Source organism: Blautia sp. MB18-30 (assembly GCF_023669475.1).
Lineage (GTDB): Bacteria > Bacillota > Clostridia > Lachnospirales > Lachnospiraceae > Blautia_A > Blautia_A fusiformis.
This window is the reverse complement of sequence record NZ_JAMOYY010000029.1, coordinates 1-20,154: the sequence shown is the minus strand read 5'-3', so window position 1 is coordinate 20,154 and position 20,154 is coordinate 1. Positions and strand designations below refer to the sequence as shown.

Annotated in this window: 22 protein-coding genes and 2 pseudogenes; 17 read left to right on the top strand and 7 right to left on the bottom strand. The window is 42.6% G+C overall.

The features are described 5' to 3' along the window. The first annotated feature begins 12 nt into the window (after positions 1–12). Together NCY57_RS12635 and NCY57_RS12630 are read left to right on the top strand one after the other, a co-directional pair. Positions 13–315, top strand: a complete 303-nt coding sequence (locus NCY57_RS12635) for a hypothetical protein (protein ID WP_084449111.1) — start codon at positions 13–15, stop codon at positions 313–315. Next, complete coding sequence (locus NCY57_RS12630) at positions 284–1,021, top strand: molybdopterin-binding protein (RefSeq protein ID WP_250789734.1); 738 nt, start codon at positions 284–286, stop codon at positions 1,019–1,021. The genes NCY57_RS12635 and NCY57_RS12630 overlap by 32 nt, the downstream gene beginning before the upstream one ends. Positions 1,022–1,138: 117 nt before the next feature. Here NCY57_RS12630 and fdhD read toward each other — a convergent pair whose 3' ends face one another. Further along, the gene (gene fdhD / locus NCY57_RS12625; RefSeq protein WP_243004415.1) at positions 1,139–1,837 is read right to left on the bottom strand and encodes a formate dehydrogenase accessory sulfurtransferase FdhD; all 699 of its coding nucleotides are present in this window, start codon (positions 1,835–1,837) and stop codon (positions 1,139–1,141) included. Between the two features lie 222 nt (positions 1,838–2,059). On the opposite strand from fdhD, the gene NCY57_RS12620 reads away from it, so the two are divergent. From NCY57_RS12620 to NCY57_RS17190, 6 genes and pseudogenes are all read left to right on the top strand, one after another. Continuing rightward, positions 2,060–2,515 carry an MOSC domain-containing protein gene (locus NCY57_RS12620; RefSeq protein WP_118752615.1) on the top strand — a complete coding sequence of 152 codons (456 nt, stop codon included), beginning with the start codon at positions 2,060–2,062 and terminating at the stop codon, positions 2,513–2,515. Further along, positions 2,505–2,990, top strand: coding sequence for a cyclic pyranopterin monophosphate synthase MoaC (moaC, locus tag NCY57_RS12615; RefSeq protein ID WP_118752616.1), 486 nt, complete (start codon positions 2,505–2,507; stop codon positions 2,988–2,990). Before NCY57_RS12620 ends, moaC begins: the two co-directional genes overlap by 11 nt. Position 2,991: 1 nt before the next feature. Further along, entirely contained in the window at positions 2,992–3,966 is a 975-nt protein-coding gene (gene moaA, locus NCY57_RS12610; protein ID WP_044960389.1) for a GTP 3',8-cyclase MoaA, read from the top strand. 6 nt (positions 3,967–3,972) lie between these two features. After that, complete coding sequence (locus NCY57_RS12605) at positions 3,973–4,461, top strand: MogA/MoaB family molybdenum cofactor biosynthesis protein (protein ID WP_202031526.1); 489 nt, start codon at positions 3,973–3,975, stop codon at positions 4,459–4,461. 7 nt (positions 4,462–4,468) lie between these two features. Then, positions 4,469–4,945 (top strand): annotated as a pseudogene (mobA, locus tag NCY57_RS16835) (molybdenum cofactor guanylyltransferase); the annotation flags it as partial. A 6-nt stretch (positions 4,946–4,951) separates the two neighbouring features. Next, a pseudogene (locus NCY57_RS17190) lies at positions 4,952–5,026 on the top strand (SDR family oxidoreductase); the annotation flags it as partial. A 47-nt stretch (positions 5,027–5,073) separates the two neighbouring features. Here NCY57_RS17190 and NCY57_RS12590 read toward each other — a convergent pair. From NCY57_RS12590 to NCY57_RS12575, 4 genes are read right to left on the bottom strand one after another with little or no spacing between them, the layout of a single operon-like run. Then, on the bottom strand, positions 5,074–5,937 hold the full coding sequence (locus NCY57_RS12590) for a TylF/MycF/NovP-related O-methyltransferase (protein ID WP_110103571.1): 864 nt from the start codon (positions 5,935–5,937) through the stop codon (positions 5,074–5,076). Continuing rightward, positions 5,934–6,959: an XdhC family protein gene (locus NCY57_RS12585; RefSeq protein WP_173739551.1), complete on the bottom strand. Its 1,026-nt coding sequence runs from the start codon at positions 6,957–6,959 to the stop codon at positions 5,934–5,936. The genes NCY57_RS12590 and NCY57_RS12585 overlap by 4 nt, the downstream gene beginning before the upstream one ends. Positions 6,960–6,990: 31 nt before the next feature. Continuing rightward, positions 6,991–8,064 (bottom strand): histidine phosphatase family protein, encoded by a 1,074-nt coding sequence (locus tag NCY57_RS12580; protein ID WP_161209219.1) that lies wholly within the window; start codon positions 8,062–8,064, stop codon positions 6,991–6,993. Next, complete coding sequence (locus NCY57_RS12575) at positions 8,057–8,989, bottom strand: NTP transferase domain-containing protein (protein WP_021650129.1); 933 nt, start codon at positions 8,987–8,989, stop codon at positions 8,057–8,059. Before NCY57_RS12575 ends, NCY57_RS12580 begins: the two co-directional genes overlap by 8 nt. 209 nt (positions 8,990–9,198) lie before the next feature. On the opposite strand from NCY57_RS12575, the gene NCY57_RS12570 reads away from it, so the two are divergent. From NCY57_RS12570 to NCY57_RS12535, 8 genes are all read left to right on the top strand, one after another. Next, positions 9,199–9,459, top strand: a complete 261-nt coding sequence (locus tag NCY57_RS12570; RefSeq protein WP_015526497.1) for a hypothetical protein — start codon at positions 9,199–9,201, stop codon at positions 9,457–9,459. 36 nt (positions 9,460–9,495) lie between these two features. Continuing rightward, the gene (locus NCY57_RS12565; protein WP_147602747.1) at positions 9,496–12,258 is read left to right on the top strand and encodes a molybdopterin-dependent aldehyde oxidoreductase; all 2,763 of its coding nucleotides are present in this window, start codon (positions 9,496–9,498) and stop codon (positions 12,256–12,258) included. 101 nt (positions 12,259–12,359) lie between these two features. Further along, entirely contained in the window at positions 12,360–14,654 is a 2,295-nt protein-coding gene (locus tag NCY57_RS12560; protein ID WP_173739552.1) for a pyridine nucleotide-disulfide oxidoreductase/dicluster-binding protein, read from the top strand. Then, positions 14,654–14,875, top strand: a complete 222-nt coding sequence (locus tag NCY57_RS12555; RefSeq protein ID WP_005427475.1) for a DVU_1557 family redox protein — start codon at positions 14,654–14,656, stop codon at positions 14,873–14,875. Before NCY57_RS12560 ends, NCY57_RS12555 begins: the two co-directional genes overlap by 1 nt. Beyond that, a complete protein-coding gene (locus NCY57_RS12550) occupies positions 14,876–15,409 on the top strand; it encodes a class I SAM-dependent methyltransferase (RefSeq protein WP_110103577.1) in 534 nt (177 codons plus the stop codon). Positions 15,410–15,412: 3 nt separating this feature from the next. Further along, on the top strand, positions 15,413–15,847 hold the full coding sequence (locus tag NCY57_RS12545) for a DVU_1555 family C-GCAxxG-C-C protein (protein ID WP_021650124.1): 435 nt from the start codon (positions 15,413–15,415) through the stop codon (positions 15,845–15,847). Next, positions 15,844–17,169, top strand: a complete 1,326-nt coding sequence (trsS, locus tag NCY57_RS12540; protein WP_173739553.1) for a radical SAM (seleno)protein TrsS — start codon at positions 15,844–15,846, stop codon at positions 17,167–17,169. The genes NCY57_RS12545 and trsS overlap by 4 nt, the downstream gene beginning before the upstream one ends. A gap of 20 nt (positions 17,170–17,189) precedes the next feature. After that, on the top strand, positions 17,190–18,365 hold the full coding sequence (locus tag NCY57_RS12535) for a DVU_1553 family AMP-dependent CoA ligase (protein ID WP_015526491.1): 1,176 nt from the start codon (positions 17,190–17,192) through the stop codon (positions 18,363–18,365). Between the two features lie 33 nt (positions 18,366–18,398). On the opposite strand, the gene NCY57_RS12530 is transcribed toward NCY57_RS12535, so the two are convergent. Beyond that, a complete protein-coding gene (locus NCY57_RS12530) occupies positions 18,399–19,130 on the bottom strand; it encodes a DUF5714 domain-containing protein (protein ID WP_173739554.1) in 732 nt (243 codons plus the stop codon). A 330-nt stretch (positions 19,131–19,460) separates the two neighbouring features. Here NCY57_RS12530 and NCY57_RS12525 point away from each other — a divergent pair, with 330 nt between their 5' ends. Then, complete coding sequence (locus tag NCY57_RS12525) at positions 19,461–19,703, top strand: cation-transporting P-type ATPase (RefSeq protein ID WP_015526489.1); 243 nt, start codon at positions 19,461–19,463, stop codon at positions 19,701–19,703. Between the two features lie 30 nt (positions 19,704–19,733). Here the strand turns inward: NCY57_RS12525 and NCY57_RS12520 are convergent, their stop codons facing one another. After that, positions 19,734–19,937 (bottom strand): hypothetical protein, encoded by a 204-nt coding sequence (locus NCY57_RS12520; protein WP_147602745.1) that lies wholly within the window; start codon positions 19,935–19,937, stop codon positions 19,734–19,736. Positions 19,938–20,154 lie beyond the last annotated feature (217 nt).

Below are 20,154 nucleotides of genomic sequence, written 5' to 3'. Positions count from 1 at the left end.
GTAGAGTAGGCACTGGAAGCACTGCTGGAACATACAAAAGTAATAGAGGAAACGGAAACTGTACCACTTTTGCAGGCATGTGGAAGAGTGTTGGCAAAGGATATGATTGCAGGATTTGATAACCCGCCGTTTGACAGATCACCTGTGGATGGTTATGCCTGCAAAGCGGAGGATATAACGGATGCATCAGAAAGTCATCCGGTACAGTTGACGGTATTGGAAGAGATTGATGCGGGGCAGTATTCCAGAGTCACAGTGGAAAAGGGGGCAGGCGGTTCGGATTATGACAGGCGCAGCTATTCCGAAAGGCTGTGACTGCTGTGTCCGTCAGGAGGATACAGATTATGGAGAAGAGACTGTCAGAATCTTCCGTCCGACCGGACAGTGGCAGAATTACTGTTATCAGGGAGAGAATTTTAAAAATGGAACGGTTCTTTTGAAAAAGGGTGACAAAATCGGATTTATTGAAGCAGGTATACTGGCCAGTATGGGAGTCATAAAAGTGAAGGTTTATCGTCGGGTAAGAACAGCTGTTCTGACTACCGGAGATGAAGTAATGGCACCCGGAAAAAGATTGATTCCGGGGAAGATTTATGATTGTAATCAGGGACTTCTGGCGGCTCGCATGAAAGAATTTGGTGCAGAACTGGTGGAAGTGGCAGCCATAGAGGATCGCCCGCAGGCGGTGACAGCAGCAGGCGAAGTCATGGCTCTGGACTGGGGAATTACATTGCAGTGTGATACCACAGGAAAAGAAGACGCCAGCAGTGTAGGAGTGCGAAGTCACTTTATACATCCGGTACTACCGGAAGCAGATGGCACAACGAAAAACGTATTTCCATGTAAAGTGGAAAGAGTGATTGAGGACGTGTTTTCGTATATCTTGATCGTATCTACGAAAGAAGAAGCCAGGATTCGCGTAGATGTGACGAAAGAACAATGGCAGCAGTACCAAAAGCATATTTCTGGAAATAAGATATGGATTGGGATAGATGAAAAAGATGTGATGTTATTAAAATAAATGAAAGAATCACCGTATCAAGGTTGAGGTAATCTATGATACGGTGATTCTTTCGTGAAAAATGCGAAAAAGCTTTCAATATCCAGTTCCGGTGGTTTAATATGCGGTTGTCAAACATTATTTCGTAAATACTTTCATTCGATCCCTTCTGGCTGCACAGATCAGGGTCAGGTGATATTTTTTTGCAAGATCAATTGCTTCAGAAGTAGGAGAAGCCTTGCTGGAGAGAATTGGAATCCCTGCATGGATGACCTTTAAAGTCATATCAGTAGGTATTCTGCCGCTGGAATATACCATACATTGATGCAGGTCAATATTGTGCCGCAGAGCGTAGCCGATCACTTTATCCAAAGCATTGTGCCGTCCGATATCTTCGCAGGAAAACAGAATGTGATCTTTTTGAGCGAGAATGCAGCTATGTGTGGCAAAGGTAATGCCATGGAGAGGAGAACCATCCGCAAAGGCATCCGCCATATGAAAGATCCATTCTGGTTTCCAGAAAATCGGTGTAAGTGACTGCGGCTCTTTGGATGTAACAAAGTAATCATTTAAAATATGATTGCCGGTACAGCAGGTAGGAGTTACTTCTACAAAGGCATCCGATGAGGATTGTGTGCTGTGTGCCGAATTTTTTAAATAGACTTTTGCACGTTTTCCATATTCACAGATATAGATATGATCTACATCTTCGGAAGACGTGATGATTTGTTCTGTCAGCAATCTTCCAAGAACCAGTTCAGTCAGATGCTGGGGCAGGCAAACAAGTTTCATAGTCAGATGATCATTTATATAGACATCCATCATATGTTCGTTCAATACTTCTTCTTGTTCCGTACGGGATTCTCCATTTCTTCCGATATATTGATATGTTTTTGTCTCTAGCAGAGACAGATTTTGTTATTGTTCGTTAATATACATAATTTCTCCAATTGAAAAAACAATTCTTTTATCATGTTTACTATGTGTTATACTAGATCTAGTATAACAGACATCTCTTTATTTCGAAAGAGTGAATTGAGGGATGAAGGAGGAAATAAAATGGGAAAGATTATGGCGGTAAATATCAGTGAGAAGAAAGGTACACAGAAAAAGAATGTACATAGTGCCAGACTGATGGAAGAATTTGGAATCGAGAAGGATGCCCATGCCGGCAAGTGGCATCGCCAGGTGAGTCTTCTTTCTTATGAAAAAATAGAAGAATTCAAGGCAAAGGGAGCACCGATCGAAGACGGAGCATTTGGAGAAAACCTGATTGTAAGTGGATACGATCTGAAGGCATTGCCGGTTGGCACCAGACTTCGCAGCGGAGAGGTATTATTAGAAGTGACACAGATCGGGAAAAAATGTCATAGTGGATGTGAGATTTATAAAATTATGGGTGACTGTATTATGCCAAGAGAAGGTATCTTTACCAGAGTACTTCATGGTGGCGTATTGACAGAAGGCGATGAAATTGTGATAGATAAGGCAGCAGGTGAGGCAGATGGAGAATAAGCTGAATCATTTTGATCAGAAGGGTAACGCTGTTATGGTGGATGTGTCCGGAAAGATACCGACATCCAGAACCGCAGTAGCAAAAGGCAAGATTTGTGTCTGTCAGGCTGTGATGGATGCAGTGAAACAGGGGACTGTGAAAAAAGGAGATGTACTTGGAGTAGCAAGAGTGGCTGGCATTATGGCGGTAAAACAGACATCTCATCTGATTCCGATGTGTCATCCGCTGATGATTCAGAAGTGTTCGGTAGATTTTGAAATGGATGAAGAAAATCTTGAAATTACGGCAATCTGTACAGCCAAAACGGAAGGTCAGACCGGTGTGGAGATGGAGGCGCTTACTGGTGTGAATGTGGCACTTTTGACAATTTATGACATGTGTAAGGCAATTGACAAGTCCATGGAGCTGACGGACATTCATCTGGTAGAAAAAAGCGGAGGAAAAAGCGGGTTATATCGAAACCCGAAAGAATAGTATGAAGGATAGATTTGGAAGAGAGATTGACTATCTGCGGATATCCATTACAGATCGATGTAATCTCAGGTGCGTCTATTGTATGCCGGAAAATGGAGTTGTGCAGATCCCGCATGAAGAAATTCTGACTTATGATGAGATTACCAGAATCAGCAGATGTATGACTGGTTTAGGTATACGTAAGATCAAACTGACCGGAGGAGAACCGTTAATTAGAAAGAATTGTGCCACACTGGTTCGAATGTTAAAAGAACTTCCTGGCATCGAAAAAGTGACATTAACGACCAATGGTGTATTGCTCGAAGAACAGATAGCAGATCTGGCAGAAGCGGGGCTTGATGATATAAATATCAGTCTGGATACTTTAAATGCAGCAGAGTTTGCAAAGGTAACCAGGAGAGAAAGTCTGGATCGGGTGCTGGAGGGAATCCAGGCGGCATTACAGTATCCGCAGATTGGATTGAAGATTAATTGTGTGCCGGTAGTGGAAGAGCAGGAAAATCTGGTATCGATAGCGAGACTTGCAAAGCAATATCCGATTCATGTTCGTTTCATTGAAATGATGCCGATTGGATATGGAAAGGATTTTCAGTTTCGGGGAGAAAGTGAAATATGCGAAATATTAGAGAAAGCATATGGAAGAATGACTCCAATAAAAGAACGATATGGGAATGGACCGTGTCATTATTATAAAATAGAAGAATTTCAGGGTAAAATAGGATTTATCAGTGCGATGACGCATAAGTTTTGCGACCAGTGTAATCGTGTGCGTATGACAGCAGAAGGATTTTTAAAAGCCTGTCTGCAATATCAGACTGGAACGGATTTGAAGAATTTGATGCGTTCAGGATGCACAGATGATGAACTGACAGAGGCAATACAGAAAGTAATATGGGAAAAACCGGTCAGTCATCATTTTACATCGGAAGAGATTGAGACAGATGAATGTAAATTAATGTCCCAGATAGGAGGATAAGGAATTATGAAAGCTGCGATTATCACATCCAGTGATTCTGGATATGCAGGAGAGAGAGAAGATAAAAGTGGCTCGGTAATCCAGGAAATTTTGGAAGCGAACGATTACGAAGTGGTGCATACCATTCTTTTGCCGGATGACAGAAAGATGCTGGCAGATGAGATGGCTCGTATAGCAGATGCGGGAATAGCAGAGCTGATTGTAACTACGGGTGGAACCGGATTTTCGCCGAGAGACTGTATGCCGGAGGCAACAAAGGATATTATAGAACGTGAAGTGCCGGGGATTCCGGAAGCAATGAGAGCATATAGTATGACGATTACACCAAGAGCTATGCTCAGTCGTGCAGCAGCAGGTATTCGAAAAGGAACACTGATCGTGAATCTGCCGGGAAGCCCGAAAGCAGTCAGAGAAAGTCTGGAATATATTATTCCAGCGCTGGAACATGGATTACAGATCCTGACCGGGGAGGCAACGAACTGTGCCAGAAAATAATCGGAAAATGCAGACTGATATATCTGAATTAGAAAACGGTCAGTTGGCAGAACAGCAATTGCCATCAGATTTTACGCTGGTAGTCCTGGCAGGTGGTGCCAGCAGCCATATGGGAAGGGAGAAGTCAGATCTGCTTTTAGATGGACAGACATTTTTGGAGATACAGATCGGAAAAGGATGTCAGTTGGGAGCAAAACAGATCTTAATTTCTGGATATCGTGGAACACAGTGTGGGGAAGAGATTGTGCCGGATCGAATTTCCGGTCAGGGTCCACTTGGCGGTCTGGAGAGCTGTTTTCGAAGGGCAAAGACAGAAAAATGCCTGGTGCTGGGGGTAGATACGCCGCTGGTACCTGTGGAAGAACTTCAAAATCTGTTGAAGTTCGCAATGGAAAAAGCCGACCAACCGGTGACTATGCTGTGTCATAATGGAAAAGAAGAATCGCTGATAGCGGTATATGATGCCAGACTTTATAAAGAGATCACAGATTTTCTGGCATCAGATGCATCCGACTATCTCAACGGAGCAATCATTCCGGTGGATGGAGGGTATCTCGTAAAATAGCATAATACAGAAGGCGTATAGGATTATGAAAGGCTTCCGATTAGGTTTTAAATGATTTTTCGGATAATAGCACTTCCATGCAGATCGCATACAGGATCTGCAAACAGGTGGTGTTTCAGACAGAATTCGTCTACAGCTTTGTTACATCCGGAAAACTGGGTACTGTATACGTCATGGATCAGGAGAACTCCGCCGATAGACAGACGTTCATAAAATAGAGGTAATGCAGCAGCAGTTGGAGCATAGAGATCTGCATCTAATGATACGAAACAGAAAGTTTCATCGGTAATATCGGAAAAAGTATCCGGAAACCATCCTTTATGGATGATCACATGTGATGGATCAGGCATGATGCGAAGAACAGAATCTACATCTGTAGAAGAAAAGTCACCTGTTTTAGCGCGAGACAGATGCCTGGAGGTTTCTACGGCAATATCTTTTTCTGAAAAGCCTTCAAAAGTATCAAAAAGATGTATTTTTCGATCTGGAAAGGCTGTACTGATCAGGCAAGAAAAATCACCCTGGAAAACACCAAGTTCTGCCACATCTCCAGGGATATTTTGTTGATGCATCTGTTCGGCTAAAAGGCGCATAACCGCAACCCGTGCATCAAACATGCGAAGTGCAGAAGGATCACAAAATGAACCGTGATAGCCCAAGTGCTCCATCTGCTGCATCATAGAACCACGCCGCTCTTCATCCAATACACCAAGAATAATCAGATCAGGAAGAAGAGCAGCGGCCTTTGATGGAGAACAGATTGGGATATTACCAATAAATTGTCCATGTTTGCGCGGATCATTATCGGCAAAGCACATGATCTGATAGGAATTTCCAAGAAGTCGGGCAGTCATCTGCCCAATCTGTCCGGCACCGAATATAATAGTTTTGTAGACATGTTTTGTCATCATTTCATAGCAGCCTTTCTTTCAGCTCGAACCTGAATCATTTGTCCTGTGATAGATATTGCGATTTCAGCAGGTGTTTCTGCTTTAATATTAAGTCCCACAGGCGTGATAATACGGTCTAATTCTCGCTCATCGATTCCATACTCTTCTACGAGACGATGAAATACACCAGCTCTTTTGGCGAGACTTCCAATGACGCCGATATAGCATGCAGGTGTGGCAAGAAGTTGTGCCTGCACAATCGTATCATAGGCATGACCTCGTGTCATGACACAGCAATAATCAGCATCTGTGATAGAAATGCTCTGATCCAGATGATCAAAATCGCAAAGGATTGTCTCCGCTGCATCCGGGAAAAGAGCAGGATCTGTAAATTCCGGACGGTCATCCAGAACGATGCAGTGAAAGTCAACACTTGCAAGTATTGGTACCAGCTTTTGTGAAACATGCCCGCCTCCAAATACATAGACAGTTCCGGATGTACCGATTTGTTCTGTAAACAGGTCACAGGTTTCATTGCGATGACGGCATGGTCTTGCAGATAAGGAAGATAAGATGGAAGAAGGAACATCAGCATTTCCAGTCAATCCATAGGATGCACTGTAAAGACTCATACCGGATGTAGCATGAAGATCACAGATCAGCCAGAAATCTTTTCGTTCTTTATATAATGTTTCAGCAGTTACTGCAAGTTCCATAATAATAGGGTCATTATGGTCCAGATACTGGAAAAATACGGTAACATCACCACCACAAATCATACCGATATTCTCAACATCTTTGCGATTCAACCGGAATTCATGTTCACAGGATTCTTTCTTTTCAAGAATATCAAGTGCCATAAGCTCTGCACGATATTCGACAGCACCTCCGCCTATGGTTCCGGCAATTCGGCCTTTTTTTCCAACCAACATACGGGAACCGGCACCTCTTGGCGTTGATCCTGAGGAAGCAACGATGGATGCAAGCACAAGGTCGTTTCCTTTTTGAAATTCTTGTTGTATGATCTGAAATAAAGTTCTCATATATAAAACACCTCCTGTAATTTTCTATAAGTCATATCGTCATGTGACAGATGGTCTGTATCATATTTTGCAGATCAAGAGCCTGTTTAAGCTGTCGTTCATGAGATTTCAAAGCTTCGGGACTGTTACACTTACACAGACTGTCCGCAAATCGTTTTTCGATGGTTACACGTTCGGTTTCCTGAATCAGTTTATCTGATAAAAAGACGATAGCCGCTTCATTCAGAAGTGTCTTCTGTAAACCATGATGTTGTGAAATAATCTGACTGATTTCAGTATAGCCTAATTGTAAGAAAAGATCACCACCTGTTTTGGTGTGATGTTTTTGAAGTCTGGCAATATCGTGAAGGAGTGCTCCGGAGCGAATCAGTTTTTTATTAAAAAAGTAACCATGAGATTCCAGCAGATCGCAGAAATGGCAAGCCAATTCAGTCACTGCATCACTGTGCGCTTGTACATGATGAGGAAGAGACACCGAATCGCGAAGCATCCGGCATAGTTCGTCATGCAAGTCAGGATGAGGCAGCAGGTAAGTCGAATCAGATAAGGCAACATGATCGTTATCGTCTGCGTTCAGATGATAATAGGAACCACATGGAAGACGAAAATACTGTCTGGCATGCTGTTTTGAATCAAGCAAATACAGATAAGAAGAAATTACATCTGTATGAGCAACAATCGCAATATCACCCTCAGAAGAACGAAGAATCTCATAAATTGCCTGCGAAAAACGCATGCCAGATGCGAAAGGAGTTTCTGCTCCTGGAATCGGGTAATCAGGATTCATTCCACGTGCTTCATATATGTCCGGCCATCTTTTGCGTATCTCATCAAATGAAAGACCATCCCATTCTCCCAGATTTCGTTCTGTTAAATCTGAGATAGTGATATGTGGAAGATCAGGTGTGATATGTGCAGCCGTTTCCATAGCTCTTGACAAAGGACTGCAGTAAACAGCAGTTATTTTATCATCCAGTTCTCCGTGAAGAAGGACTGACTGCAGATGTCCAAGCATAGATAAAGAAAAATCAGTCTGACCGATACAGTAAGAATGTTCATCTGGATATTGTGGTTTTCCGTGTCGAATAAGATAAAGATTACGCATTGAAAAATCCTCTGAAACACTTTTCAAATATTGCTTCGGAACAGGTACGTGTTTCCTCTGAAAAACGGGCATATCGCTTCAAAAATTCTTCTCCGTATGGTGTCAGCTCACTGTGACTGCCCTTTACACCGCCCTGACTTCGAATAATCAGCGGTTCATGAAGCTGAGATTCTAATGTATGGATCAGATTCCAGCTGGTGGAGTAGGAAATGTGCATGCGTTCGCAGGCATCACGAACAGATCCTGTTTCATGAATCAGTGTAAGCAGCGAATAAAGCTGTTCATCAAAGAAGACCTTTTCCCGTGCCAGCTGAATCTGAATCTCTGAACGGATCAGACTTTGATTGTGTGCACGAAGAAGTTCTACATAATCCTCTGGTGTATCCGCATCATGAATGATTCCAGGATCTTCTACATTTAAACAATACATGGGAGTTCCACAATGTTCTACAGCACCCTTCAGACCAGTGTTTCCATCATTGCTTAAAATGGACTCAATTAATGAGGAACGAATCAGGATCGGATGACCTGGAGTTCCGTTACAGACCGGAGTGACAAGAGGCTGTCCAAGAGAAAGCATTTGTGTAACGGTATGTGCTGTGAATAGTGGAACATCTACAGGTGTAAAGAGTACCGTATCCACTTTGTCTTTTAAATATTCCAGTCCAATCCTGACAGAATCAAACATATGAGTAGTTTCATAGTCCTCATTTCGAAGAAAAATAACATGATTGGAAGCAAGGTGGCGTTCCAGAGCATCCGCATTATATCCGGTTACCACCACTATTTTAGAGATTCCGGCCTGCCGGAAGTTATTAATCACACGCTGCGCGATGGAAATGGATCCAAGCTGAAGCATGGGCTTGAAGTCTCCCATTCGTGACGATTTCCCTGCAGCTACGATGAGAGCACCTGTCTGCATCATAGATACCTCCTAAAAATAACATTGTACAAATTTGATATTATTATAGCATGAAAAGTGAGGATAAATAGTAAAATTTTTAAATAAAGTAATAAAAACAATATAAAAAAGGGCGAAAATAGCCAACTAATAATTATTTACAATTTGTAAAACTGTACAAAATTATGATAACATGAAATTATACAAAATAATGTAAACAGGAGAACGTTTCCATGGATAAGATTTTTGAAATTACCGCAAAAGAAGTTACGATACAGGTAAAAGATGAGCGCACAGGAGAGCAATACAGTCGGACACTTCCGATTGATTATTATGAGAATGCGAATGTTTTAAAACTCAGCGGTGAGAATCTGGACGGAAGCAGTTCTTCCATTGTTTTCTATTCTGTCAGAGGAATGGAAAGACTTAAAGATCTGACGGGTAAGGGAGCCGATCATGATCCATGTGGAACACATAAGTCAGAAGATTTGTAACATCGGAACGTGTATTTTTTAAAGGAGGAATGAAACATGATTAAAAAGACATTGAAGATCAATGGTGTGGAGCGAATCCTTATTCTTGATAAGGATGAGACACTGGCTCAGGTACTTCGTGAGCATCTTCTTCTTACAGGATGTAAGATCGGTTGTGGAGAAGGTCATTGCGGAGCATGTAATGTTATTATGAACGGAAAAGTTACAAGATCCTGTATTTACAAGATGAGCCGTGTTCCGGACAATGCAGAGATCACAACAATCGAGGGTGTGGGAACAATTTCTGATATGCATCCGATACAGGTTGCATGGATGGCATATGGATGTGCACAGTGTGGTTTCTGTTCACCAGGTTTTATTATTTCAGCAAAGGTTCTTCTCGATAATAATCCGAGCCCTACCCGTGAAGAAGTGAGGGACTGGTTTAACAAGCAGCGTAATCTCTGTCGTTGTACAGGTTACAAGCCGCTTATCGATGCGACCATGGCGGCAGCAGCAGTTATGCGTGGCGAGATGACTAAAGAAGACCTCGTATTCAAGCAGACAGGTGATTCTATCGTCGGTACAAACTATATCCGTCCATCAGCAGCACAGAAGGTAACAGGTACCTGGGATTTCGGTGCAGATGATGCATTAAAGATGCCGGAGGGAACTCTTCGTCTTGCACTTACACAGGCCAAGGTTTCTCACGCAAATATTCTCAGTATCGATACAACAGAAGCAGAGAGTATGCCGGGAGTTGTTCGTGTTATTACAGCGAAGGACATTAAGGCAGCAGGCGGAACCAACAAGATCAATGGTCTTGTAATGCTTCCGAAACACAATAAGACAGACGGATTTGAGCGTCCTGTACTCTGCGACGAAAAGATCTTTCAGTTTGGTGATGCGATTGCGATCGTAGCTGCGGATACAGAAGAACATGCCCGTGCAGCTGCTGATGCAGTAAAGGTTGAGATTGAAGAACTTCCTGCATACATGAACGCAATGGATGCAATTGCACCTGATGCAGCAGATATTCATCCTGGTATTCCAAATGCATTCTTTGAGACAAATTGTATCAAAGGTCCTGATTTTGACTGGGATAGTATACCAGATTCCCAGCAGGTTGAGATTGAATCTTACTGCTCACGTCAGCCACATCTTCACCTTGAACCGGACTGTGGCTATGGATATATTGATGAAGACGGTATGATAACAGTGCATTCCAAATCTATCGGTATACATCTTCATATGCCTATGATCGCAGATGGTATCGGTGTACCAATGGAAAACTTAAGACTTGTTCAGAACCATGCAGGCGGAACATTTGGTTACAAGTTCTCACCGACAAATGAGGCTCTGATTGGTGCAGCTGTTAAGATTCTGGAACGTCCGGTATCGCTGGTATTTAATCAGTTCCAGAACATTACTTATACAGGAAAGAGATCTCCTGCATTTATGAATATTAAGCTTGCAGCAGATGAAAATGGTAAACTCTTAGCACTTTGGGGTAACAACTATGTAGATCACGGTCCATATTCAGAATTTGGCGATCTGCTTACCATGAGACTTTCTCAGTTTACAGGCGCAGGTTATGGAATTAATTCTATTCGTAATAAATCAACAACCGTATTTACAAACCATGCATGGGGCTCCGCATTCCGTGCTTATGGTTCACCACAGTCTTATATGGGATCTGAGATTGCGATTGACGTGCTGGCAGCTAAGATGGGAATCGATCCGTTTGATATCCGTGAAATGAACTGCTATAAAGAATCAGAGGGCACTACCATCCCGACAGGTTATCCACCGGAGGTATATTGTGAGGAAGATTTGTTTAAGAAAGCACGTCCATTGTATGAAGCGGCGAAAAAACGTGTTGCCGAAAAGAATGCAGCTTCTGACGGAAAGATGAAATATGGTATCGGTGTATCTCTTGGAGTATACGGTTGTGGTCTTGATGGTGTTGATACATCAAATGCATTTGCAGAATTAAATCCGGATGGAACCGTTACGATGTATGCTGCATGGGAAGATCATGGACAGGGGGCTGATATGGGTGTTCTTGTATCATCTCATGAAACACTGCGTCAGGCAGGAATCAGACCGGAACAGATTAAACTGGTTATGAATGATACGAAGACATGTCCGAATGCAGGACCTGCAGGAGGATCACGCTCACAGGTTATGTCAGGTAATGCATGTCGTCTGGCTGCAGAAAATCTTGTAGCAGCAATGAAGAAAGAAGACGGAACATTCCGTACTTATGATGAGATGGTAGCAGAAGGGCTTGCAACAAAATATGAAGGTAACTGGGTAACTACATTCTGTGCAGATCATCCGATCGATCAGGATACCGCACAGGGCGATCCATTTGCAACTTATATGTATACTATCTTCCTGCCGGAAGTTGCTGTTAATACAGAAACAGGTAAAGTTACCGTTGAGAAATTTACTTGCGTAGCTGACGTAGGTACGATCATGAACAGACTTCTTGTAGAAGGTAATTTCTATGGTGGTCTTGTACAGGGTATCGGTCTTGCTCTTTCGGAAGATTTTGAAGATTTGAACCATGACACCACTTTGAAGAATTGTGGTATTCCATATCCAAAGGATGCTCCGGATGATATTGAACTTCACTTCAATGAAACATATCGTCCAAGTGGTCCTTACGGTGCGGCTGGTTGTGGTGAGGCTCCACTGGATGCTCCACATCCTGCAATCCTGAATGCAATCTTTAATGCGACAGGTGCACGTATTACACGTATCCCTGCCCGTCCGGAAAGGGTTCTTGCAGCATTAAAAGAACTTGAGAAATAAGCTTAATTCATAATGTGGTTGGAGTAAAAGCTGCCAACTGTGATATAATCAGGGGAGACGGGAAACTGCCTCCCCTTTACAGACGAAAGGAGTATCAGGTTATGACATACATACAGGAGAGAGGTTCTACTCACGTTTATCATGTAAATCGAATGTCAAAAGAAGAGATGGATCATATGATCAGTCTCTGCGTCCATGAACAGCCGGCCTACTGTGTTGCAGCCTGTCCTTTCAAAATGGATACAAAAGAGATGCTGTATTATGCTGCAAAAGGAAATTTTAAGAAAGCGTTGGCAATTTATGAGAAAATTACACCATTTCCAATGATTCTCTGTGATGGATGTACGGCGCCTTGCGAAGATAATTGCAAGCTTTGTGAACTTGGTGATGGTGTCTCCATACGAGAAGTAGAACGTGCGATTGTCCGGTATGGAGAACCGGGAAGAAGAAGCAGTGTATTCCGCATGAGAAAGAAGAAAAAGGCAGCAATCTTTGGTTCTGGATTATTTCCACTGTTTCTTGCGGGGGAACTGGAAAAGAAAATGTATCCTACGACGATTTATTGTAAGGAAGAAGATTATGAAAGCTATATTGCAGCGGCAGCCGGACATCTTTTGGAATCAGACCGCAGCAATGAAGTGAAACGTCTGAAATCTATGGATCTTTCTTTTGAATTTGGATGCAGTTTGAATCTTTCGTTTATCAGAGAAAAAATGGAACTGGCAGATGTGGTATGCGCATCAGAAGAAGTGGCAAAAATGTTAGCTCCGGAAGAAGCAGCAGATGTCGAGATTATGTTAAGAGAACAGGCAAAGATTGTCAGCGGACCTGCGGAATCTGTGATGGATGCGGCTTTTGCCGCAAAGCGGGCAGCTTTGACAGTGGATCTTCTGGTACAGAATTTATCGCCGCACAGCAACAGAGGCAGTGAAGGAGCAGTGACTACCAAGCTTTATACGAACATGGAAGGAATCCATGGATCGAATAAGATTTTCTGTGGTCAGGATGGGTATTCAAAAGAAGAAGCTGTAGAAGAAGCAAAACGATGTATTCAGTGTCATTGTGACGAATGCATGAAAGGCTGTGTGTATTTAAGTGAATATCAAAAACATCCGGGTTTATTAGCCCGTGAGATCTATAATAATACGCAGATTATCATGGGAGATCATCCGATGAACAAACCGATGAATGCCTGTGCCCTCTGTGGACAGTGTACGGTGATCTGTCCGAATGGATTTGATATGAGTCAGGTGTGTAAGTCAGCAAGAGAAAATATGGTATCCACAGATAAGATGCCGCTGGCGCCACATGAATTTGCACTGATGGACATGTTATTTTCAAATTCAGAGGCTTTTTTTAGCAGACCCCAGCCGGGATATGAAACTTGCAGATATGTATTTTTCCCGGGCTGTCAGGCAGGGGCGATAGCGCCGGATGTGGTTATGCAGGCATACGAAGATTTAAGTAATCGGGTAGATAGAGGTGTTGCTCTGATGCTGGGATGCTGTGGTGCAATCAGCGAATGGGCGGGCCGCTATGAAATGACAGAAAAAGTAAATGAGCAGCTGAAACAGGAACTGGCCAAGCTTGGTGATCCGATCATCATTGCAGGCTGTCCAAGCTGCATGAAGCAGCTAAAAGAAAGTATTGGAGCACATGTTATAGGAATCTGGGAAATTTTGAGAGAAATCGGACTTCCACAGCAGGCGAAAGGACTGGAGATACCGGTTGCCATACATGATGCCTGTGGTGCCAGAGGGGATGCACAGACACAAGATATGATACGACAACTTTTGTCGGATATGGGATGTATCGTTGAAGATACAGAATATTCCAGAGATTTGTCTCCATGTTGTGGATATGGAGGTCTGACGGCATATGCCAATAAAGATATGGCAGCGAAAATGACAGAAAAGTGTCTGGAACGTTCCGATGCACCATATATTACATACTGCATGGCATGCAGAGACCGATTTGCCAGAGAGGGAAGAGAATCCCGACATATACTTGAACTTCTGTATGGGGCAAATGCCAGCAACATGCCTGATATCAGTGAGAAACGCTACAACAGGCTCATATTGAAACAAACACTTTTAAAAAACATCTGGAATGAGGAACCGATCATGGAGAAAAAAGACTATACTGTTGCCTATACAGAGGAGGCAATCCATATGATGGATGAGCGCATGATACTGAAAAGTGATGTGGAACGTGTGTTATCAGATTACAGAGAAAATCAGGAAGCAATCCTGGATGAAGAAACAAAAGAACTGGTGACAAGAAGCAGACTGGGAAATGTCACATTCTGGGTGCGGTTTGTGGAAACAGAAGACGGATATCTGGTACACAGAGCATACAGTCATCGAATGAATATTATGAAAAGGGTGGGACAGTAATGGCAGTAGAAAGAACATATTATACGATTGATCCGGAAGGAAAGCTGACCTGCATGAAATGTAAGGTTCCTCTTGTAAAAGGAAAAGCAAAATTTATGTATCTGGAAAATGGGTTTCCTGTGGAAATGCCTGTCTGTCCAAAGTGTGGGTTTGTGTATGTTCCGGAAGAACTCGCACTTGGAAAAGTGCTCGCGGTGGAGCGTGCACTGGAGGATAAATAGATGAACAGGCATCCGGGAGGGGAAGCGCAGACGCTTCATCTTCTGGAGAACATAGAATGGAAAAAAGAAATGAAAGCACTGGATCTTGGAGCAGGAGAAGGAGACACGGTTCGAATCCTGAAATCATTTGGGCTGGAAGCACATGGCGTGGATCTTTTCCCACGGGGCAGTGATGTGGAAATTGGCGATTTTCTGCATTTGCAGTATTCATCAGACAGTATAGATCTTTGCATCAGCCAGTGTGCATTTTTTGTTAGCAGAGATCAGAAAAATGCACTATCTGAATGCTGGCGCGTTTTGAAAAAGGGAGGTTTTCTTTTATTGTCAGATCTTGATACCGGAAATCTTTTGAAAATGGCAGAACAGACAGGATTTACCATTCTCCGGCAGGAGGATCAGACGTTACTTTGGCGGGAATATTATCTGGAAGCAATCTGGAATGATTCGTTCTGCTGCGAAGAGTATAAGCTTCTGCAGAAAGAATATAAAGGAAAGAAGCTGCGCTATACCATGTTGGTTGGCAGAAAGGAGTAGCACATGGATCTTTATGAAAGAATCATAGAACTTAGCAGTATGGGTTATCATTGCTCACAAATGGTTATGATTATGACACTGGAAGCCATAGGTGAGGAAAATCCACAGCTTGTAAAGGCTCTGGGAGGTCTTGGCGGTGGGATCGGTTACTGTGGAGATACCTGTGGCTGCCTGACAGGAGGAGCCTGTGCGATAGGTTTGTTCCTTGGCAATCTGGCTCCGCAGGAGAAAGAAGATATACAGATGAAACCGGCTGTGCAGGAATTATATCAGTGGTTCCATAAGAAGACCGAAGAAGAATTTGGTGCTTTTTATTGTAAGGATATCACTTCTAATTTGGATTGGGGAGTGATTATGGAGCAATGTCCTGCGCTGATTGCAGATACTTATACGAAAGTGATAGAAATACTGACAGAACGGGGAATATTGGAACTATGATTACGCTGGGTAAAACAAAAAGTGTATGCCCGATATGTATGAAAGTACTTACGGCTAAAAAATGTATCGGTGAAGATGGCATTTATCTGGTGAAAGAATGTGATATCCACGGAAAGTTTCAGACACTGATCTGGGAAGGAACGGCAGCAGAGTATCTTTCCTGGGGAAGAGAAAACCTGTCTGCGGAGACTCCGGTAAATCCCAAAATCAAAGAGAAATCCTGCCCGGATAATTGTGGACTCTGTGAGGAGCACGAACGAAAAGGCTGTTGTATGATACTGGAAGTGACAAAGCGCTGCAATATGCACTGCCCGGTCTGCTTTGCTTCGGCAGGAGAATGTCTGGAAAACGGTGATCTTTCAATTGATGAAATAGAAAAGCAATATGATTTTCTGATGGATCATGGAGGACCATTCAATATTCAGCTCTCAGGTGGAGAACCAACCATGCGGGAGGATCTTCCGGAGATCATACATATGGGTAGAGAAAAAGGGTTTACATTTTTTCAATTGAATACCAATGGAATCCGTCTTGCGCAGGAAGCAGGATACGCCAGAAAACTAAAAAAAGCAGGACTGAATACGGTATTTCTTCAGTTTGACGGTGTCACAGATGACGTGTATCGGACATTGCGTGGACGCTCTATGATGGAACTGAAAGAAAAGGCTGTGTTAAACTGTTCGGAAGCGGAACTGGGAATTGCCCTGGTACCTGTCATTGCTCCAGGAGTAAATGACATGCAAGTTGGAGATATCCTGAAGTTTGCGATGGATCATATGCCATTTGTAAGAGGAGTACATTTCCAGCCGATCAGCTATTTTGGCAGATGTTCTCAGCAGCGTCCACAAGCTCCGATTACCATACCAAAGATGTTGAAGCTGATCGAGGAACAGACTGACGGGCTTATGAAAAGCGAGGATTTCGCCGGTGGTGGAGCAGAGAATCCATATTGTTCTTTTCATGCAAGTTATCTGAAAAAAGGTGAGAGGGAACTGAAACTCCTGGAAAAGAAATCAGGCAGAGGATGTTGTTGTACTACCAGCGATGATTCCAGACAGTATGTGGAAAATCAGTGGAGCTATAGCACAAAAAAATTTAGTGATGATGAAATGACACAGACAGATGCGCTGGATGAATTCCTGATCCGGGTTCATAATGAAACTTTTGCAGTATCAGGGATGATTTTTCAGGATGCATGGAATCTGGATCTTGAACGTCTGAAAAGATGTTATATCTGCGAGGTGGATTCTGATTATGGAATGGTGCCATTTTGTGCATATAATCTGACGAATTCGAAAGGAATATATTTATATAGAAAGTGAAACGATCGAATATAGATGCAATGATCTGTAAGCAGGAAGGCATTACAGAGATTACAAGAGATGAAATACACAGAATACAGCTGGAGAAATTAAATATTGTACTGAAGAGAGAGAAAGAACGAGAGGGTTTTTACCGAGATTTGCCGGAAAGACTGGAAAGCCTGATAGATTTGAGAAGCCTTCCTTTTACGACAGAAACAGATCTGGCACGAGATGGAGGCAGGATGCTGCTTTGCTCCCAGGGGGAAGTACAGAAAGTGATATCAGAACAGACAAGCGGAACTACCGGTGCCGGTAAACGTGTATTCTATACAGAGGGAGACTGTGAACACACCATAGAACTTTTTATGGCAGGTCTGGGTGAATTTATTTATCCTGGAAGTATAACGATGGTGGCTATGCCATTTTCAGGTCCTTTTGGATTAGGAGAACTGATCGCGGAGGCAATCAGACGTCTGGGAGCAAAACCTCTTTCAACCGGGACAGGAAGAACTTATGGCGAACTGAACAGGATTCTGGAAGAGGAGCAGCCGGATACGTATGTGGGAATGCCGACGGCATTGCTGTCCATGCTTCGAATGTGCGGAAAAGGCAGTATAAAAAGAGCACTGGTATCCGGAGATGCCTGTCCGAAAACTGTCATGAAAGCAATCGAAGAAATTCTGCAAACACGACTTTGGCCGCACTATGGTTCCAGAGAGATGGGGCTTGGAGGTGCCATTTGCTGCACGGCGCATGAGGGCATGCATATGCGGGAAAACCATTGTATTACAGAGATTATAGATGAGAACGGAAATGTGCTGCCGGACGGTAAATGGGGAGAACTGGTGATTACAACCATTGGAATGGAAGCACAGCCGTTGATTCGATATCGAACCGGTGACTGGTCAAGGATCATTCCAGGAAGATGCCTCTGTGGAAGTGAAATAAAACGCCTGGACTTTGTAAAGCGGATGGATCCATTGGGAAGTATCAGAGAGATGGATGAATTGCTGTTTGAGATTCCGGAACTGGTAGATTATTGTGTGAAAATTGTAGATGGAAAAAAGGAAATTACAGCGCTTTTTACATCGGACAATGGAGAAGAACGAATCAGGAGTGTTTTGGAAGAGAAGGATATTCGTTCATGGAACTGCAAAAAAGCAAAGTGGGAAGATGGGGCGCTGTATCCTGGCAAACGAGTTACAAGGCAGTGATTTCGTGGTATCATGGAATCACTGCCTTGCCTGTTATTCAGGATAGTATGGACAATCTTCCTGGATACATTCGCGATTATCTTCGCAGTATTTACACGTTATAGAAGACAACGGAATGTTTACAGAACAAAACTGACTGTAAAAATGAACGGCTTCTTCAATGGCAATTCTGCTGGTACGTTTGCAGCAGCGAGGTCCACCAACATCTGCCAGTCTGGATAAAATAATGGAAACAAGTTTTTGAGGAAACGGCCATGCATCTTTGTGAAGTGGACTGGATCCAGTCATAACGGACATGAAAATACCGGCTCCGGCAGCAGCTCCACAGACACCCCAGTAACCACAGGTACCGCCCGGAACCTGCTTCGCTCTTTTACAGATTTCAGATAGTGCAGCATCGTAATTCATATGTTCTCCATTATTGCGAAACGCTGTCAGAAGAACGCACGGAACAATTGCATGATGCTCCGGTCCATGCATATGTACAGATGGAAGATCCATAATTTTTTCCAGAAGAAGCAAAGCATCTTTTTCGGTACTGTCTCTGAGCGCTGCGATTACCGGAGCATATGTGCCATAGCTGTGACAGGCATCACAGATAAAGTGACTATTTTCACAGACCGCATTGGTTAATTGCTCTTTATGGCAGATACTACACGTCTGAATAGAGCTTTCAGCACGATACGTAATAGGAGCACCACAAATCAGACATCCGGAAAAATGTTCCGCTTCACCACAACAACAGGAATTATTCGTATGATCCATTTGATTCACCTCCGGAGAATTTATTTTAATAGTGTTAACGATGTAAAAAGTATAACATAAAATGAAAAAGTAATGATAAAGTATCTTGACAATCATGTTACTTTGGGTATATGATTTGATCCAATAAAGGGGAGTAACCTGTGCTTAACAAATTGCGTTTGTGATGTTGTTAGTACGGTAGAAGCATCCGGTATCATAAGGAAATGGTGAGACTTTTATTGCATTTTTTATTATGCAATGAAGGTCTTTTTTTTATATTTTTTTCAAAGAGGTCTTTCATTGCATAAGAAATTCAGGTAGTAAATACTTAGAAACGATGAGGCGGAAGTGATGAAGGAAATTTATCAGCAGACGGTAGAAGAGGTTCTTGAAAGGGTGAATGGCAAGAAATCTGGGCTTACAAGTGAACAGGTGAAAAGATCCAGAGAAAAGTGTGGGTGGAATGAACTTACAGAAGGAAAGAAGAAAGGTATCCTGCAGATTTTCTTTGAAGGAGCTGTCTATTTCCCGACAGCTCCTTTTCTTGTATTCATTCGGCTGATACAAAGCGACAAAGCCGGCACAATATCATAAGTAATATATAAAACTCTGATGTACATATGATTAAAAAGAATCAATCATATGCATTAGCCGCTCATGAAAAATATCTCTTTCTTCGTAAATTTTTTCTAATTCTTTTTCAGTAAACAATGCATAGGCGCTATCAGGAACAGCTGTTAATCTATCACAGGTAAATGGTATACGTCGCCCACCTCTGAAAATGGCTGCTTCCCAGTACTTTTTTCTAAAATATTTAATTATTCCCATGTAGTACCATCTCTTTCCCATATTTGTTATTGACGTTCTGGCAAATAAAATACTTCTGTTCTTACTATATTATCATCAAAATCCGCAAGTCAAATTCCAGTTGATATTTCACTTATTTTAGGAAATTTAATAACTGTTATAGTTGATTATCAAATTCCTCACAAACCCTTGAAAATACTAAGTTTGTAGCAAGTGAACTTTCCCTTACTCTTTCCCT

What these genes read in the sequence shown, in the direction of transcription:
- NCY57_RS12580 (WP_161209219.1), bottom strand. Translation starts at nt 8,064, where the DNA reads ATGCGTAATCTTTATCTTATTCGACACGGAAAACCACAATATCCAGAT.
- NCY57_RS12545 (WP_021650124.1), top strand. Translation starts at nt 15,413, where the DNA reads ATGGATCTTTATGAAAGAATCATAGAACTTAGCAGTATGGGTTATCAT.
- NCY57_RS12550 (WP_110103577.1), top strand. Translation starts at nt 14,876, where the DNA reads ATGAACAGGCATCCGGGAGGGGAAGCGCAGACGCTTCATCTTCTGGAG.
- NCY57_RS12535 (WP_015526491.1), top strand. Translation starts at nt 17,190, where the DNA reads ATGATCTGTAAGCAGGAAGGCATTACAGAGATTACAAGAGATGAAATA.
- moaA (WP_044960389.1), top strand. Translation starts at nt 2,992, where the DNA reads ATGAAGGATAGATTTGGAAGAGAGATTGACTATCTGCGGATATCCATT.
- NCY57_RS12565 (WP_147602747.1), top strand. Translation starts at nt 9,496, where the DNA reads ATGATTAAAAAGACATTGAAGATCAATGGTGTGGAGCGAATCCTTATT.
- NCY57_RS12570 (WP_015526497.1), top strand. Translation starts at nt 9,199, where the DNA reads ATGGATAAGATTTTTGAAATTACCGCAAAAGAAGTTACGATACAGGTA.
- NCY57_RS12560 (WP_173739552.1), top strand. Translation starts at nt 12,360, where the DNA reads ATGACATACATACAGGAGAGAGGTTCTACTCACGTTTATCATGTAAAT.
- NCY57_RS12530 (WP_173739554.1), bottom strand. Translation starts at nt 19,130, where the DNA reads ATGGATCATACGAATAATTCCTGTTGTTGTGGTGAAGCGGAACATTTT.
- NCY57_RS12620 (WP_118752615.1), top strand. Translation starts at nt 2,060, where the DNA reads ATGGGAAAGATTATGGCGGTAAATATCAGTGAGAAGAAAGGTACACAG.
- NCY57_RS12630 (WP_250789734.1), top strand. Translation starts at nt 284, where the DNA reads ATGACAGGCGCAGCTATTCCGAAAGGCTGTGACTGCTGTGTCCGTCAG.
- trsS (WP_173739553.1), top strand. Translation starts at nt 15,844, where the DNA reads ATGATTACGCTGGGTAAAACAAAAAGTGTATGCCCGATATGTATGAAA.
- NCY57_RS12590 (WP_110103571.1), bottom strand. Translation starts at nt 5,937, where the DNA reads ATGATGACAAAACATGTCTACAAAACTATTATATTCGGTGCCGGACAG.
- NCY57_RS12520 (WP_147602745.1), bottom strand. Translation starts at nt 19,937, where the DNA reads ATGGGAATAATTAAATATTTTAGAAAAAAGTACTGGGAAGCAGCCATT.
- NCY57_RS12605 (WP_202031526.1), top strand. Translation starts at nt 3,973, where the DNA reads ATGAAAGCTGCGATTATCACATCCAGTGATTCTGGATATGCAGGAGAG.
- NCY57_RS12585 (WP_173739551.1), bottom strand. Translation starts at nt 6,959, where the DNA reads ATGAGAACTTTATTTCAGATCATACAACAAGAATTTCAAAAAGGAAAC.
- NCY57_RS12525 (WP_015526489.1), top strand. Translation starts at nt 19,461, where the DNA reads ATGAAGGAAATTTATCAGCAGACGGTAGAAGAGGTTCTTGAAAGGGTG.
- NCY57_RS12575 (WP_021650129.1), bottom strand. Translation starts at nt 8,989, where the DNA reads ATGATGCAGACAGGTGCTCTCATCGTAGCTGCAGGGAAATCGTCACGA.
- moaC (WP_118752616.1), top strand. Translation starts at nt 2,505, where the DNA reads ATGGAGAATAAGCTGAATCATTTTGATCAGAAGGGTAACGCTGTTATG.
- NCY57_RS12555 (WP_005427475.1), top strand. Translation starts at nt 14,654, where the DNA reads ATGGCAGTAGAAAGAACATATTATACGATTGATCCGGAAGGAAAGCTG.